The organism is uncultured Shewanella sp., from assembly GCF_947491715.1.
Lineage (GTDB): Bacteria > Pseudomonadota > Gammaproteobacteria > Enterobacterales > Shewanellaceae > Shewanella.
Genome location: NZ_CANLKR010000041.1, coordinates 1 through 17,561 on the forward strand (window position 1 = coordinate 1; position 17,561 = coordinate 17,561).

Here is a 17,561-nt window from a genome sequence, read left to right on the forward strand (position 1 = left end):
TGGTTGCGGGAGCTGGATTTGAACCAACGACCTTCGGGTTATGAGCCCGACGAGCTACCAAACTGCTCCATCCCGCGTCCGATTTTTATTTTTACTTTTTGTTATCTAGTTTCATAACCGACATAGAGATATGAGTAAGATAAGTGGTTGCGTGAAGCTGGATTACTCTCTATAAAGTGCTTAGCAACGACCTTCGCCACTTTCTTTATAGATAGTTGAGCCCGACGACTTATTCGTTAATAAATAGTCAAACTGCTCCATTCACACGTCCGATTTTTATTCTAATATTGCTATTTTACTTTCATTCTCTTACTGGTTTGCTAATAGCAAGTAAGAGTTAAGAAAGTGGTTGCGGGAGCTGGATTTGAACCAACGACCTTCGGGTTATGAGCCCGACGAGCTACCAAACTGCTCCATCCCGCGTCCGATTTTTATTCTAATATTGCTATTTTACTTTCATTCTCTTACTGGTTTGCTAATAGCAAGTAAGAGTTAAGAAAGTGGTTGCGTGAAGCTGGATTACTCTCTATAAAGTGCTTAGCAACGACCTTCGCCACTTTCTTTATAGATAGTTGAGTCCGACGACTTATTCGTTAATAAATAGTCAAACTGCTCCATTCACACGTCCGATTTTTATTCTAATATTGCTATTTTACTTTCATTCTCTTACTGGTTTGCTAATAGTAAGTAAGAGTTAAGAAAGTGGTTGCGGGAGCTGGATTTGAACCAACGACCTTCGGGTTATGAGCCCGACGAGCTACCAAACTGCTCCATCCCGCGTCCGATTTTTATTTCTATGTTTTACAACCTTATTAAATGACTTATATAAAGAGTTGAGTTCGACTAACTTGCTACCAAACTGCTCCATTCACACGTCCGATTGTAAAACTGAATCCGTTGTTCTCATTAAGTTAATGAGGTTGCCTTTGAATTCGTGCTGCAATATAACCATCTCCCCCCCAATTGACAAGCGATAATTATAAAAAAACGTGTGACTGCTGCTATATTAATCGTTAACAGCCTCTTTGTAGGTTAATCATACTAAATTAACGTTTTGAAAAACTAAAAAGGGAGCCATCGGCTCCCTTACATATGCATGTAAATGTCATTCTATTGACTATTTCTCGCTTGAATTCACTATTTTGCCTTGGTTAATGGCAATTTTTCTCGGCTTTAACGCCTCAGGAATTTCACGTTCAAGATCGATATCCAGTAACCCATTTTCAAGATTTGCTCCCACAACTTTGACGTGATCAGCGAGTTGGAAAGTCCGCTCGAACTCTCGCTCAGCAATACCTTGATATAAATAGTTACGCTCAGTACTGGCCTCAGGTTTAGTGCCTTTAATCAGTAATTTATCACCTTCATTGGTAATATCGAGTTCATTCATATTGAATCCTGCTACCGCCATAGTGATGCGATAATGATTTTCATCAATTAATTCAATATTATAAGGGGGATAACCTGAATTCGCTTTTTTCGATGCCGCATGCTCAGCCAATTGAGCGAAACGGTCAAAACCAATGGCACTACGGTATAGGGGGGTTAAGTCATAATTACGCATAATAATATCCTCATGAATAAGCAATATTTAAATTGTTAAGCCGACATTTGCCGCACTTAATGGCTTACCCTTGCACTCACTATCACTAATATGACACTAACACAGTAACAACATAGCAATCATAATAACAACTGGAATGCTTGCAGCCCTTTCGGCACTGCTTGGTAAGTGGAAGCCTCTCATCGGCCTCATTACTGATATAGGGACAGCTCAAATAAAGTTCAAGGGGAAAAGATGAAAATTTTTATAGCACCATAAAGAGAAACACCTAAAATCATGATTATGAATTAAAAATTTAAAGGTCGGTTACCAATCACTTGTTTTCACAAAGTAGACAAGAAATACGCTAGCCCAAAAACACAAATTCCTGAGTGCCAACACCATGAGTCATACCTATACATTTGATTTATCATGACATATCGATTGAACTGCGACTCTTATCCTGTAGTGCCGTAGAAGGTGTCGTGCCTAACTTCTTCTGTATTTCCTCTAAAGAGATCCCTTTCGTTTCTGGCACTATAGTAAACACCCAGATAAGTTGCAGTACCATCATCACGCAGAAAAAACCAAAAACATAACTGGGAGGGAAAGTCGTGATAATAGCAGGAAAAACTAATGTTAACAGTGCTGCGCACACCCAATGCACTGATGCTCCTAAGGTCTGGCCTTCTGTTCGATGTTCAATAGGAAATATCTCGGATATAAAAACCCAAATAACCGTTCCTTGCCCAATAGCATGCGCTGCGATAAAAAGGAAAATACAAAAAGGAACAATAGAGTAGATATTATTAGCAAACGCCCAAGAACAAGTCCCCAGAGCCACAATATAGCCAAACGAACCAATGTAAAGTAACATTCGACGGCCAATTCTATCAATAAGCCAAAGGCCTATAAAAGTCCCTATAAGGTTGGTCACACCGATACCCGCAGATTGCAATAAAGCAGCATGAGCGCCTAACCCTGTCATTTCAAAAATGCGAGGCGCAAAATAAAGAATCGCATTAATTCCAGACAATTGGTTAAAAAAAGCAATGAAAAATGCCAAAAAGATAGGATACTTGAGTCTATTACTCCAAAAAGGCGTTCTAATACCAGTGACCGAAGCCGCATCGATAAGATTATCACTCATCTTATTAATCATATCAGCAGACATATTAGGGTTAATAATCCCAAGAACTTTCCTACCTTCAGAAACACGATTACATTTACCAATAAGCCAGCGTGGACTTTCTGGAAGATAAAAACACAATAAGCAATAAATAGTCGCTGGCAAAACTTGAACACCAAGCATCCAACGCCAGGCATCTTCTCCGATATTAGCTAATAGCGCATTAGATATAAAGGCAATAAGAATGCCAAACACAACATTAAATTGAAATAAACCCGTTAATCTTCCTCGCTTGTTAGCGGGGGAAATTTCAGAAATATAGAGGGGTACGGCAATAGTAGACACTCCGATAGCCAAACCACCAATAAAACGTGCAATGATAAAAGTATAAGGGTCGTGAGCGAGCGCAGACCATAGTGCAGAAATAAAATAAAGAAAACCGATCATAATTAAGGTTTTTACCCGCCCAAAACGATCAGTAGGCCAACCACCAATAAGGGCACCTAACACTGTACCCCACAACGCTGAGCTCATCGCTACACCATGCAGGCTTGGAGACAACCCCCATAATGCTTGAATCGTTATTTCAGCCCCAGAGATAACAACTGTATCAAAACCAAAAAGAAATCCAGCAAGCGCCGAGGTCAGTGCCCACAAAAATAGTTTGTTATTAGACTTTGTTGTACTGTTCGCCATTTACACTATCCCTCATTACAGTAGGATCTCTGCTCAAAAGATTACGCTCTGCCAAATTTGCGTGCATACATCAAATTTGATCAAAACTAAAAACGATACTGTTTGAAGATAGAGTCTATAACAAGCCAAATCAAATTAAATCGCTTCATATCAAGGAGCACATTTTGTAATTGATTAATGGATTGCACTCTATATCTAAGACATAGCTACCCTTCTTCACCTGCGGCTAATCGAGCGATACGGGCTTGCATGTCCATGGCTTTATTCTGGATTTCACTATCTTGTGTATCGCTCATGTCCCGCCAGATGGGTATTATGCTAAAACTACACCTCTTCACCTGCGGCTAATCGAGCGATACGGGCTTGCATTTCCATGGCTTTATTCTGGATTTCACTATCTTGTGTATCGCTCATGTCCCGCCAGATGGGTATTATGCTAAAACTACCCTTCTTCACCTGCGGCTAATCGAGCTATGCGTGATTGCATGTCCAAAGCTTTGACTTGGATTTCATCGTGAGTCATGTCCCGCCAGTAGCGCTCTGGGCGGCCACTTTGTTTGTCATGCTCACGGGTGACAGGATCTTGCTGACGATAAGCTTCCAGCAGCGGGCTGTCAGGCAAAGGTTGACTAATGTCCATGTAACACTGAATAAAATCCCAAAAAGCCATGGCATCACCGCGAGAAATCACATTCACCATACCAAAGGAACCAAAACTTAAACGACGAGAGTCTTTATGCATCATGATCATATTCCAACCCGCATTGGTTCCCGCTCCTGTTGTAATACTTTGCAGGTAAGGCACAAACTCACTAAAGGGCTTAGAGATAGTGCGGCGCTTAATGCCCGTCAGAGGAATATACTTCCAGCGGGTCAACATGCCCGTGCGGCGATTAAACTCAAAATCCCTGACTCCACTGCCAAAAATGATTAATCCGATGGACATGGGAAGTTTTGTTAAAGCGACCAGTAATCCGCCTACTAGCAATCCTCCACCGCCAAAAAGAACAGTAAATTCAATTAAATATTCGAAAAGTTCATTATCATTTCTAAAAACCAACATTAACAACAAACACACGGCAGTAACCCCCGCTCCAAAAATCAATGTCAGATAGCCACCCAGCGTACAAATTATCCTAAATAAATCTCGTGTTCCTTTGACGGTACAGATTTTTTCATGATCGAAACTAAAGGGAATGTGGGCCTCATCAGGGTGCATTGGGGCATGGATGATCTCATGGGTATCATTAATATAGCCATGAGGGATCACATGGCGTATATCACTAAAAGACATAGCAAACATGCCCGAGAAAGTATGACTTTTATTGGGTGATTGCTGCTTCCACATCTGACTGCTATAGGCCGTATTGGCATAATATTTTCGATATTCTTCTGTGGCACTAAGCATACTCATCTGCTCTCCCTTTTATTTTAATTGTTCTTATATTTATTCTTATAGCGTGATCAAGCATTAGGTCCATTCTTCAAATAGCCAAAAGTCTTGATCAGCTTGTTCAAAATCAACAACCCGATCGGCTAACGTAAATTCACCATCCGTGCCAATCGGCGGCGCTGGAAACACCCACGCTTGTTGCTCACTCTTTCGCGCGATTAATTGCAGCTTCAATTGCAGGCGATATTTAAACATCTTAGGGCCACTGAACCTACTGGGATCTTGCGTTATGATATTGGGCTTTTGAACAAAAATATCCAAGCCTTGAGGTGTCTGTTGATAATATGGATCAAAGCTTGCTTCTTCAGTTTGATCAGCCTTATAAAAATAACTATCTTTTTGACGATAATGATAAATATCCTTAATTAAGCGGACCTTCACTCTGAAATCATTGAGACGAAACCAGCTGGGAAATTGAGTCGTGACACTCACTTTACGATTCACCACATTGCCTGCATCAGCAATAGCACTATTTGTCGGCACATGTTGTTGTATTAATGGTGTTAAGTGGCGTAGTTCATTATCTGATAATTGGCTGAAAGTCAGTTGTGGCTGAGTTAAATAACTCACTAAACGATAGTAAGCTTCGTTAGGCTGATGTAAATAGCCATAGCGAGCTTTATTAGGCTCCAAACCTAACGGGCCATTGATAAGCAGTAACTCAATATCATCATCATCGAGCCAAGCGGCAATGCCGGCAGCAATGCCGCCCAACACCAAAAATACCCAAAAGACAGGCATGGCAAACCCTACACTAAACATACCTAAAAATAAGGCGCTCGTTGAGGTGGCGGCGCAAAAGGCCGCAATCCCATTGGCAATCGCCGCATCAGTATCGCCTTGTTTGATATCATTAGCCATATCGGCTAAGTACACTCCCACGGTGATCACCCCAGATACAATCCCGAGTGCATAAGAGGCCGCCACGCGGCCCACCATACGTCCAGCGACACGGTTAAAGAGACTACCGCTTCTGGTATTAGCCTCTAGCCAAGCTTTGCCTGTTGGGATCACTCTGGGCGATAATGAACGGGTTAACACATTTTTTTGATTAATTAAGCCCAACACTTGCTCAAAGGTTAATAGAGTATCAAAGGTAGCACCAACAGTTGAAAATATATGTCGGCCTCTTCTAGTTTTATCTGTTTGTAATCCCTCCACTGCAGCCTGTAAATTCCACAATTCCAATATTAATAAGCCGGGCATGATTTTTTGTAAACCCACTTCAAATCGACCCGCAGCATGCATGTCTTTAATGACTTGTTGCTGGGACATTTTTGCCACATCAGAATCAGCGGGCGCAGTAAATATCGCAATGTGCTGTCTGGGTGGATGCTTGAGGCTATTCGAGCTATTTTGCTTTAGGGTTTGTTTATGGTTAGCCGCGGCCAGATTATCACTACTCTCGCCTATGCCATCCACTTTGACATTATTTAAGGTTGTGATCTGTTTGCTGCTGGCCGTTATCCCAAAATCTTGCTGCTGAAAACTTGCTCCCACTAACACATGACCGCTAGGAATATCGCCTGAGATAAAATGAATGTCGGCAAAGGCTTTTGCGCTCAAGACTTTTTGCAATTCAAGCGTATGCACAAACACTTTAGCATCACTTTTGATCAGTTCATTACTCCCTTTTAATGTCGTCATGTAAGCCTGCCCCGCCACGGCTAAGCCACCCATAAAGCCACCGAGATCATTAAAAAACCGCTTCATGCCCGATAACACACCTGTTGCTGTATCAACTTGCTTTGCTTCTGCTTCAGCGAAACTATTATCAACACTGGCGGCAAAAATGACATCCAGCGTCTGCAGCGGTTTATCGCTAAGCTGATCCCCTTGAGCCAATGTTAATAACTCATAAATTCGACAATGACCATCGCCCTTATTTTCACTCGGGCCTTGCTGTAAACAGGCTTGATAATCCCATACACCATCCGCAGGTACTTCTCCCTCAGCAGGATATAACATGGGTGTCAGCTCATGGTCATTACTTAGTGCCTTTAAAAACCAGAATATTTGACGAGTATATTTGGATTTATTGGCTTTTTTAACAAAACTGTCTTTACCCTCTGCGCTATAGAGCAAGCTGTCGGCAAAACGGCTAATAAGTAAGTGGCCAGCGAGATAATCTTCATTATTGAGGGTAAATAAATCCAGCAATGCGGCATGACCATAATCACGATTAACCAGTTTATTGCTCATATACTGAGCTTGTTCAATGGCATCACGGGCCACCTTACGCAATTCGGGCAGGATAATGCGGGTTAACGGCGCGTTATCTTTCACTGACACCTTATCGCCGTAATCGTCATACAATTGCCTCAATTTGGGCTCATGTTTAGCTAAAATCACATGATGGACAAAATTGGCTAAATTAAAATGTTCATGTCTGCCAATGTATTCTTGCAGCTCAGTTAAATAGGTTAATCCTTGGGTCGTCTGCTCAATTTGGTGACGCAAGTCAAATAAGGGATCGCTTAAAATAAGACCCACATACTGGTTTTCACGACTGGCTTCGAAAATATCACTTTCGCTACCATGGCTTTGCCATAACTCATCATCATTAGGGATCACCGCATTATCTGGCACGGGTCGATGTTTGCTTAAATGCAGCGCCCTGAGTCTTGGTGCCATATCATAACGACCTAAACTTATCTCACCCGGCTCAGGTGTTTTTTGATGCCTTAAGCTATCGGAATGGAATCGACCAAAGGGGCCATCGGTTTCTAATTGAGTTAATTCCTCAACGGCTAAATCGGCAATGCCTTTAGCGTAATCACCGCTTAAGTCTTGTAAATAAGCAACGGGATCGGCGTACATCATCTCACCTACCGACTGCTTACTGCGGGCTCGTTGTGGCGCAACTTTATCTAATTTATAGAAACGGCCAAAACTGGCATGATCGCTGGGCAGGTTAAATGAAATACGCTCGCAATGATCGCTTAATTGCTTTTTATCCGCCTCTAATACCCTTAAACGCTCGGCGCTGAGTTGCACCTCACTGTAAAACACTTGAGGCTTTTCACTCTCAAGCAAACCGCCCCAAGAGCGATAGTTTTTAATGGGAAGATAAATCGCCTCCATGGGCTGACCAATGGCAGGCCTATCATATTCTGATGGAATGTCGGCGTTTTCATCTTCCGCTCGTAATTTGGTTAATAAAGTGTCTTTGTAAATGGGGGTGCAATCATCCTCAAAGCTGATCAAGATTTCACGCCAAATCTTTTGCCCCATAAAGATATACAAAAAACCGTCTCTGGCATGAATAACCCCAGTTCGATTATTCTCAAGCTTAACCAGAGGCACTATGGGTGCAACCACATAATCATGGCTACCTTGGCAGCGATCGGACGTCCAAAAGCTGTCAAATAAGGGCAGCTCTACTGGGCCTTTCTCGGTTTCAATTAATAATGTGGCCTTGTCTCGCACCCCATCGGCCTGCCACACATGTAGCTGGCTGTTATTCTTGGTATCAATGACTTCATCAGCAGGTTTTTGCCCTGTGATGACGACTTTTTGCGTATCTGACTCTTTTATCCCTAAAATTTCAACAAGATATTCTTTTTTCTTACATGTTTCTAATTCACTCGCCATGATGAGTTCCCTTTATCATTGACTGAATACGGATGGAATTAACTGTTTGGGAGCTTGCACAAATTCTGGCTGTGCTATTTTTGATGCTCGCAAAAGAGCCTGCTTATCTTGTTGCATTCGATTTAAGCGCTGCATTTGCCCTTGGTTTAACCTGACGATTGGCCTTGCTGGCAATGCCCCGTCAAGATGGCTCGTTGAGTGCACAAACTCAGGATTATGACTATCGCTATCGTTAAAGCAGCCCCACCAGCGATGACCTTGTGTTTCTAATTGCCCATAGGTGTTGCCAAACCAATAAATTGCCGAAAAACCATGAAACAAATTGTTTAAGTTTTCATGCTGAAAAAAATAACTGGCAACACGTTTATCGAAATAGCGAAAAATGCCTTTTCTATTTTCAGCGAACATCACAATAGTATTCGCTCGCAGCTTAGCCAGTACTTGCTCAGTGGTTAATGAGGATGAAATAATCATTAGACTCATTTTGTCATCACTTTGGGCTTTTTCATTGAGCCAGACTAGATCCGCATCATTGTTTAATGCCAGCACTATCGGCCCCACTTGCATGACATCAATCAGCTCAGTGTCATCAAACAAGTACTCGTAATTCGGCGCAGGATTATTTTCATAAAGCCATTTAAGGTAATGATCGGCTCTGTCTATCATCGCCCAACGCTTTTCATTTGGAGCCAATGCTATTTGATCAAAATCGATTGGTGTCATGCTTGCGCCCCCAAACAAGGGCAGTCTTCCCTTGGGCAAGAGCCATCACTTTGACGTTGGCAGAGGGTAATAATCGGCAACTCCTCCGCTGCCGCGCTCACCAAACTTTGCTCAACAATCGCAGGTTCCACTTCTTCTGCCACTACCGCTTCCATTACCTCTTTGGGCAATATGGGTTTCTTGCCGCCATAGCCGCTACCGCTGCCTGCGCTACCGCCTGAATTTAAATTAATGACCGAACCGTTGATATGCACGCCAGCGGGGTCGATTTTGACAAAATTGCCCCCCACTTTTAACGTGACTTCGGCGCCCGCGTCGATAACCATTTTACCGCCGGACTTAAGATGAACATCGCCGCCCGCTTCCAGTAGATATTTTTTACCGACTTTTTGGTGTTGGCTGCCTTTGATTTGAACGGACTGGTTTTTAGCAATTAAGGTGCGGCTTTCCCCTTTAACGGTAAGGTGATCATGCCCCTGTACTAAACCAATGCGATCGTTGGCCACGCTCAAATGTTGGGCATTACGAATGACATTGCGCTGAGTGTCAGTGACTTTGATGTTCATGTCTTTTTGGGCATGGAAATAAATGGCTTCCTCCCCCGCTTCATCATCAAAATACAGCTCGTTGCTGCCTTCGCCTCTGTGAGTTTTGGTTTTCAATACCGTGCGCGCTTGATGCTCAGGTAAGCTATAGGCAGGGGAATTGACCGCATCATGGCTGCGACCTGTGATAATGGGCTGATCCGGATCCCCTTCAAAATAAGACACTATCACTTGATTGCCAATGCGCGGCACCGACATCATGCCATATTGCCCGCCCGCCCATCCTTGACTGACTCTTACCCAACCACTGGATAGATCATCGCCATTGCTGTATCTGTCCCATGCAAATTGCACTTTCACTCGGCCAAATTCATCACAATAAATCTCTTCCCCCTCTGGCCCCACAACCGTGGCGATTTGCTCACCATTAATAAGGGGTTTAGGGTTGGGCTTGGCTTGCCATGGGCTATTAGCTGGAATAAAAGCAAACTCATTATGATAAGTGGTAGGCGTGGTGGTGTTGGTCTCTTCGCTCGCCGCCCCTTGGACACCAAAGTGCGTCACGCGCGTTAACAGCCAATCACGGTTACACTCCACCTCTAAGTGATCCACTAAATCAAATTTATACCCACTGCTGGCCGCCATGATATGACTCTTGGCTTGGCCCTGTTTGGCGTCACGACGTAAATAATCTAATCTGGCCTGAGTATAAGGCATGCCCGTATCATCACTTTTATAACGCCCAGGAAAATCAAAATGCTCATAGCGCCCTTGATCACCTTGGTCTTGCTGATGCTCACAATCGCTGGCCATCGCCTGTTGTAAAAAACTGTACTCGGGCTGCTTAAAACTGCTGTCTTTGAGAGTGACGACTGCTGGACGCACTTTGTGGGTGAAAGAAAACTGGCGCACAAAAGGCATGTCAGACACGCCGCCATTGGTGGCATTATAGGGAAAAGGCTCACTTAATTTCGCCAGCTTTAGGGGGCTGTCACTCAAGATGAGAGTGTGACTGGTTGCAGTATGCTCAAAATGATAAAACAGCCCTTCTTCGGCTGCTAATCGCTGAATGAAGTCCAGATCCGTTTCACGATATTGAACGCAATATTCCCGCACTCGCTCGCTTAAGCTTGGTTCACAGTTAAAGGCGAAATCAGTGATCCCCATCTCAGTCAGTAAGGTTTGAATAATGGCAAGGGCACTTTGCTCTTGGAAAATACGGCTATTATGCCGCAGGGATAAACGCGAAAAAGCAGGCACTAAGGTGAGATAATATCGAGTATGATGATGGCCCGTATCCCCCTTTGTAAAACGGCTCACGATACCGTGTACTTGGCGCTGAACCACCCCATTAACCGCCCATTGCATTAAACCGCTTAAGTCCACCACATCATTGGGGTTAATATCACTTCGACGGCTCACTAAACTGAGTTTGACTTCAAAGGGGGTGGATAAGCTCTCGCTAAAGCGAAAGTCCACTAAATCGAAATCGCTTTCATCGAGCCCTTCTGCGCTAAAATGATAACGTAAGCCTGAGCCACTTAATACTTCACTGGCCGAGCTCCCTGTTTGTGACGACATGATAAATTCCTTTTTGTATTTTATACCTTAGCATTTTGATACCTCAGTACGTTAGCTAACGTGTTCGCTTGGCTCACTTTATTGCTTTGCTATAGGCCCTTAACAGACAAGGCACATAGCGAAACAGATATAAGCTGACGTCACCACATCGCATAAGAAAGGCGATATGGTGACGTGCTTATTTAAAGAGCTGCTCAGGGTCATTTGTTTAAAAAACCGCTCAGGGTCATTTGTTTAAAAAACCGCCCAGGGCTGTTCTCTTAACCCAATAAAGTAAAAGCCGCTCAGGGCGATTTATTAGCTCAGGGCTGTTAGCTCGCAGCGCCCGTCACCGCATCCAGCAATGACTCATTGGGTTTACGCCAATCATCACCACCTGTTGTCCCTGCCGTCAGGTGATCCCAATTGATCTTACGATAAGCAAGCGACACTTTAATCAATTGAGTGAAATTAGATTGCTTAGGATCTTGGCAATGAGGCATTTGACACTCAATATTGACTATCGTCGCCCCCTCCAATGAAGTCACAAAAAACTGCTCTTGCTTGCCTTCAGTGGAAGTGCGATACCATTTAAGCACTACGTTGGTTAACTTTTCCCCTGTCGACAAGGCGTTGTACATTAACGGTACGGCTTTATTCAAGGCGACAGTGAAAGTAAAAGGTCGATGTACTCGCTGCCCCGAAGGCTGACCCGATTGCGGATCCGTCGGTACATTCACAACATGGCTAAATTCTTGTACTAGCATTTCATTTTCATGGCCTTCAACAAAAATATCACCCACTGAATCGGCAGTAAATGCACCTGCAGTGATGAGTCCCTGAGTTTGGCCTAAGATAGAGATATAACATGGTGTTGGCACAGCTTGATTCCTTAACTATGTTTGTAAGTAATGACTTACTTGAGTCCCTAGAGCTAACATCATTTCAATATTCATAAAGGCTGTTCATACATTCTCTTCATAAAGGCTATTCATAAAGAGGATGCCCTTTGAAACTAGAATATTGATAAGTGTTATCAGTGTGTTAGTGACATTTTGCCATTATTATTTTTCATAATGATGTCACTAACCGCCTTAGAAGAATGCAACTCACATGCCAAGTTTTAATACACTGTTTTTAAAGAATAATGTTTTCACCTTATTACAGATTGAGCAATAACTTGCTCAAATTAGGCAAGTTATTGCTCGGTTCGGGCAACTTTTTGCTCGACTCAGGCTCAGAGCTGGCCCAAGAAAAGGCTTTTCTGATTGCGCAGCTAAAGGCTGCCCCCAATAACAAGGCACTCAAGGCTTCTGTTATAACTGCTCAAGGCTCTCATTACTCTCAAGGCCCTCATTGCGCTCAGGGCTGCTATCCACAAGACGATCAGCGTCCTTTATCCGCTCAAGGCTGTCATTGTGCTCAAGACGCTCAAGGCTGTTCTGGGTGAGTGCTTTATTAGCCCATTCTTGCTTTAATAACATACGCTTGATGAGTAAAGACTTTAATTGCCCATCCAATAACATCAACTCTTGCTCAGCGCGATCCAGTTGCGCCGTATTTAACATCTCATCAATATAGTAAGCCCTTCCTAACACTGGCGATAAACTACTGGCATACTGATCCAGCTCGGTCGACATCTGTTTTAACTGAGTAATTTTTGAATTATTACTCGATAGCTGATTAATTTGCTGGCGAATGTTTGCCATACGTGTACGGGCTTTGGAAAAGCGCTGATAATATTTATCTAAATCAATTAAAAACTCAATTTGCTGAGGATAAATCAACATATCTTTATTCGCAGGCGGCACAGCTGAAAATAACGCATCAATTTGGGTATTGATAGGTGTAACCTCTCGCGGCTTTGGATCGACTAACACCTTAGTTGCTGAGGTTTGTACCACTAAAAAATCCACAACATTCTGTGGCGCTTTATATAAGGTGCCTATCAAGAAGACAAAAGTGAAACCCAACACTGCCAGACAAGAAAAAGACAAGCCTCGCCAAAATAATAATTTACGTTGTGAGTCCTTACTCTTGCTCTTGAGGTTATTCAAGGTAGGGACAACGTTATGAACTTGATTCACCGCATCAAGCTTTTCAAAAATTAAAAAACCTAAAGTATCCAGATTCGGCACTAAATTCGGTGACGCATCTTGCTGATAAGATTGCACCAATTCAAATAACTGCTGACAAGCATATTCACAGCGATACAAGTCACGCACATTATCCATGGTGCCCAGCAGTTCTTTCAGATCCGGCGTCACCCGCGTCACCATCCAATTGATGATCTCGGTGGTTTTTTCCAGCGACGGACTCGACTCTTTACTGGCATGAGCCAGCACCGCTAACATTAATTCCAAACCTGTCGCTAAACCCGATACACCATCGGTTTTACACACCGCCACACAATAATAGGCTGAGGTTAATAAGTCCGCTCCAGCATCTGTCGCAATACTTTCAGCCAAGCTTTTGATTTTATCCCAATCAACACGACCACTTAACGGACTATAACGCCGATTTATTTCTGTACGCATCGCTTGATAACGACTGTCATCTCTGAGCAAGGCCGGTTTTTGTGTTACCTTAAAACGGTTAACTCCGGTGAGAATTTGCTCTGTCACAATATAATACCACCTTTCAAAATGGCTAAATGTGCTCCCCTAATACTTCAAGGAACCTAAAAGTAAAAGGGAAGGTATTTAGCAAATAAGTCAATCAATATAGGGTTTCAGGAATGCTGTAATCGCTCAGCAAACGACTGGTAAATGGATTAGCCGTATCTTGCGTATGCAAACGATAGGTCACATCGCCTTTATCAATGGAAAATTGATAATCAATGCTAGTGCTACTTGAGCCTGTCATTCTTGCGGTATCCAATAAACGGAAGAATGCCCATGGTCCATCGTAAGCTAAACTGCGAGGCGATTGGTTGGCCGTACTAGGCACTAAGGTCAATTTACTTTCAGCCGACTTTCTTAAGGTATTAGGCCAAACCAGTTCCACACTGCGTTGTGGGCCATGAGAGTACTCAACATATTGGCCATCAATATTAATCACACTACGACGCTTATTTGGGCTCATTTGCAAGGCTTCCATGGTAAATTGCACATCTAAATTCCCCTGGCGATTAAAGAAAGCTTGTTGAATTTGTTTCGCCTGCTTAAGTGAGTCCATCACTTCTTGACGAATAAGGCCAGATTTGCCCCCATCTTTGCTGTCTTCTGTTTGTGCAAACTGCTCTAAAGTATTGATATTCTCTTCTATAAACATCTTCATTTGCTGCTCATAAAACACATTGATGGTGCCGTCTGGGCCAAAGAAATGTTCAAAATCCGCCAAGGAAACTTGCTTAGTTGTCTCGGTATTAAAAGGATAACGTGACGCCAATTTTTGCTGATATTCAAGGTAAATATCATTATGCCAGCGGACTTCAAGATGTTTGATAGCACTTTGCAGAACCACCTTCCAACTTTCGTTGGCCAGCTTCACCATAATACTGTCCATGGGCTTAGGTAAATTACTGGCAATACGTTTCAAGGCAAAAATAGGATCGGCATCATTGAGTGTTAACCTTTCTTGTGCCGCCTGTAAAGCGGCTTTCCCCACATCTGGCGCATCTTGAATCGCTTTTAAATAACCATGAAGCTGAGTCACAGAATCCATCACTTCAGCCATGTAGTTAGGCTGAGTGCCATCCACCTTTTCTAGCTGGTTTAGCTTGGCAAAATTACCATCAATTAATGCCGCAATTTTATATTCAGGCGTCGCCATTAAGGCCGTTTTAGCATTATCATCATCGGGTAAGGTCGGAAAAAGCTCTGTATTATCCGATAAGGTATTCAATATACGGCTAATGGGCTTGCTGCCCGAACTGATAGTATCCAGCACGAATACGCCGTGATTAATGTCTCTAAAAGCTTTGATATCAAATTGATTCAAGGCACCTCGCCAAGTACTGTTGTAATCACTGATATACTGATCGCGAATTTTATTGCGCAACACTTTTTTATCTTCAGCACTGAAATCACTGGACTGTGACTGCCCAAGCACCCAGCTATCAATTAACGCTAATTCAGAAACTGAATCGGACTTAGGAATAAAATACCCTTTAAATCCTTGTTTAGTGAGTAATCTTGGTACATTTAATGAATCTGAATCGCCATGAATATCGCGATCACTGAACACAAGTTCAAATGCAGGTCCCGTGGTCAGTTTTAAATCCAGTGCTCCACCCAGCTCAGAGGATGCCGTTTGCTTTAAGTTACGGTACACCCGTTGCTCAATGGGCAAATGACTCAATTCTTGCTGCGTGCGCGCGATCAAACCATCATAAGGACTAATGGCATCAATGGCCTCTTCATTACCCGCTTGGCGCATGGCCTCTAAATTGGTATGTTCAAGAGCATAATCAAGATGCGCCATCAGTTGGGCCTGTAGCTCACGATTACCTTCATAAGCTTGCTGCCAGCGCGAAGCGAAATAATCGGTGACAAACTTATTTTGGCGACCACTTTGATCCACCATCATTCTAAAGACTCGCAATAAAGACAGCTTTTCATCGCTGGCTTTTGAGGCATTAAGCATATCCGTGGCCACTTGCTTCAGCAACGCAGGAATATAACGGTAAGCTAATAAATTAAGGTAAGTTTCTTCTACTTTCGGGCCTATCACATGGCCTTGATATAATCCCAGATCAGAGACAAAACGCGGTTTTTCATGAAAAAAACCAAACTCTAACGTTGCCGAGCGAATAGTATTTAACGGCGGTACTATACTTTTAGCCACTTCATCAAAACTAAACTGATGATATTGTTCATTAAAGCTATTTACTTTACTGAGAACTGCATCAGCTTGTTTGTTATTTTGCAAATAGTAACGATGCCAACTGCCCACCAGTAATACCGACGCTATCGAGCAAGCCACAAAAGATAACGCCATCAAACGACGCTTTTGCTTAGCAACCTTAAAGTTATCAGAGGCTAAACCTGCCTCAGGATAAATAATGCGTTTAAACAAAGGCTGAGTAAAAAATGCGGTGGAATTTTCACTTTTTTGTGCACTGTTAATGGTTTCGCTTAAGCCATATTTGCGCGATGCACTGTCAACATAGGCATTGGTTGGCACCCCTTCTTGATACACAGAGGTAAAATACACACCACGAACTAAAGCCGAAGTAGAGAACTGATCCGACGCTAAAGCCTCGTTAAAAAAGTTACGCAATACCCCATGGGCACCGGCAATTTGACGAGAGAAACTGTAAATTTCAGCCCGCTCTTCCACATCACGGCATTGCAGCAAGGCTCGAGGTAAACAGGCATTAATGCGCTCAATAAACACAGCAAAGTCAGCATCAAACTCTTCTAACCAACTGTCTAGGTTGTCCACCGAGTTCAAAGAAAACGTAAACCCTAGAATTTCATCACGTTGGCTCTGAGTATAATGGCGAAAAAAAGGCTCAAAACCTTGTAATAAATCCAACTTAGTCAATGAAATATATACAGGCAAACGGGTCGATAAGGTTTCCATCAACTCCCGTAAACGGGTACGAATAAGCTGACCATAAGCCTTTCTGTCAGACACAGTGCCACTGACCATATCGGCCACATCAATGGCTAATACCACGCCGTTTAGCGGGCGACGGTTACGGGTTTTCTCTAACCATTGCACAAAATGAAGCCATAATCGACGCTCCATCTCCCCACTGCCTTCGACTTTTGTTTGCCTCTGAGTTAATAACTCACCATCAGGATCGATAAGCACGGCATCACGGCCGACCCACCAATCAAAAGAAAAGGGATTTTTGCTTTTACGTCCGGCGCTACGACGGGTCGTCGAAAACATAAATTGTTGACCCGAGCGGTTAATCAGGCTGGTTTTACCCGCATTTTCTAACCCTAACACCAAAAACCAAGGCAAAGTATAAAGATAATTACGCTTATTTAAACTTTGCTTGAGGTGCACCATAACTTCATCAAGTTCCACCTCTTGTCTTTCAACAATGCCTTGAATGGGATCTTCAATCAGCTGTTGATCTTTCATTTCTTGCGCGGCATAGGCTTTCACTTTACGCCATTGCAATAATCCCCATAAGGTAAAACAAGACAGTGAAAAAATTGTACTGAATAAGGCACGAGCAGCCACAGAAGCAAAAGGCTTTTGATCGTCAATTTCAAGCCAAGGTCCCGCCCACCAAATCGCCACATTGACCAGCACAAAAATCACTGCCAATAAGATCGGCATAGCCGATTTTAACTCAGGTAAGATTTTCTTTAAAAAACCTTTTATTATAGACAATATATTACTCATTCCCTGTCC

9 protein-coding genes and 3 tRNA genes are annotated in these 17,561 nt (G+C 43.0%); all 12 read right to left on the bottom strand.

Going from position 1 to position 17,561, the window contains the following annotated elements; all coding sequences use genetic code 11:
• Nucleotides 1–77 (bottom strand) — tRNA-Met (locus Q0779_RS20005).
• Between the two features lie 269 nt (nt 78–346).
• Nucleotides 347–423, bottom strand: a tRNA-Met gene (locus Q0779_RS20010).
• A gap of 280 nt (nt 424–703) precedes the next feature.
• Nucleotides 704–780: transfer RNA gene (locus Q0779_RS20015), tRNA-Met, on the bottom strand.
• A 337-nt stretch (nt 781–1,117) separates the two neighbouring features.
• Nucleotides 1,118–1,564: an Hsp20 family protein gene (locus Q0779_RS20020; RefSeq protein ID WP_298775410.1), complete on the bottom strand. Its 447-nt coding sequence runs from the start codon at nt 1,562–1,564 to the stop codon at nt 1,118–1,120.
• A 409-nt stretch (nt 1,565–1,973) separates the two neighbouring features.
• A complete protein-coding gene (locus Q0779_RS20025; protein ID WP_298775411.1) occupies nt 1,974–3,368 on the bottom strand; it encodes a sugar porter family MFS transporter in 1,395 nt (464 codons plus the stop codon).
• A 442-nt stretch (nt 3,369–3,810) separates the two neighbouring features.
• Nucleotides 3,811–4,782, bottom strand: coding sequence for a hypothetical protein (locus Q0779_RS20030; RefSeq protein ID WP_298775412.1), 972 nt, complete (start codon nt 4,780–4,782; stop codon nt 3,811–3,813).
• A 57-nt stretch (nt 4,783–4,839) separates the two neighbouring features.
• Nucleotides 4,840–8,415, bottom strand: a complete 3,576-nt coding sequence (locus Q0779_RS20035; RefSeq protein WP_298775413.1) for a hypothetical protein — start codon at nt 8,413–8,415, stop codon at nt 4,840–4,842.
• A gap of 15 nt (nt 8,416–8,430) precedes the next feature.
• Nucleotides 8,431–9,138 (bottom strand): DUF4123 domain-containing protein, encoded by a 708-nt coding sequence (locus tag Q0779_RS20040; RefSeq protein ID WP_298775414.1) that lies wholly within the window; start codon nt 9,136–9,138, stop codon nt 8,431–8,433.
• The gene (locus tag Q0779_RS20045) at nt 9,135–11,264 is read right to left on the bottom strand and encodes a type VI secretion system Vgr family protein (RefSeq protein ID WP_298775415.1); all 2,130 of its coding nucleotides are present in this window, start codon (nt 11,262–11,264) and stop codon (nt 9,135–9,137) included. Before Q0779_RS20045 ends, Q0779_RS20040 begins: the two co-directional genes overlap by 4 nt.
• A gap of 311 nt (nt 11,265–11,575) precedes the next feature.
• The gene (locus Q0779_RS20050; RefSeq protein WP_298775416.1) at nt 11,576–12,124 is read right to left on the bottom strand and encodes an Hcp family type VI secretion system effector; all 549 of its coding nucleotides are present in this window, start codon (nt 12,122–12,124) and stop codon (nt 11,576–11,578) included.
• A gap of 435 nt (nt 12,125–12,559) precedes the next feature.
• On the bottom strand, nt 12,560–13,867 hold the full coding sequence (locus Q0779_RS20055) for a type VI secretion system ImpA family N-terminal domain-containing protein (protein WP_298775417.1): 1,308 nt from the start codon (nt 13,865–13,867) through the stop codon (nt 12,560–12,562).
• A gap of 94 nt (nt 13,868–13,961) precedes the next feature.
• On the bottom strand, nt 13,962–17,552 hold the full coding sequence (gene tssM / locus Q0779_RS20060; RefSeq protein WP_298775418.1) for a type VI secretion system membrane subunit TssM: 3,591 nt from the start codon (nt 17,550–17,552) through the stop codon (nt 13,962–13,964).
• Between the last annotated feature and the right edge of the window lie 9 nt (nt 17,553–17,561).

Coding starts and splice junctions, on each gene's coding strand:
- Q0779_RS20020 (WP_298775410.1), bottom strand. CDS start 1,564: ATGCGTAATTATGACTTAACCCCCCTATACCGTAGTGCCATTGGTTTT.
- Q0779_RS20025 (WP_298775411.1), bottom strand. CDS start 3,368: ATGGCGAACAGTACAACAAAGTCTAATAACAAACTATTTTTGTGGGCA.
- Q0779_RS20030 (WP_298775412.1), bottom strand. CDS start 4,782: ATGAGTATGCTTAGTGCCACAGAAGAATATCGAAAATATTATGCCAAT.
- Q0779_RS20035 (WP_298775413.1), bottom strand. CDS start 8,415: ATGGCGAGTGAATTAGAAACATGTAAGAAAAAAGAATATCTTGTTGAA.
- Q0779_RS20040 (WP_298775414.1), bottom strand. CDS start 9,138: ATGACACCAATCGATTTTGATCAAATAGCATTGGCTCCAAATGAAAAG.
- Q0779_RS20045 (WP_298775415.1), bottom strand. CDS start 11,264: ATGTCGTCACAAACAGGGAGCTCGGCCAGTGAAGTATTAAGTGGCTCA.
- tssM (WP_298775418.1), bottom strand. CDS start 17,552: ATGAGTAATATATTGTCTATAATAAAAGGTTTTTTAAAGAAAATCTTA.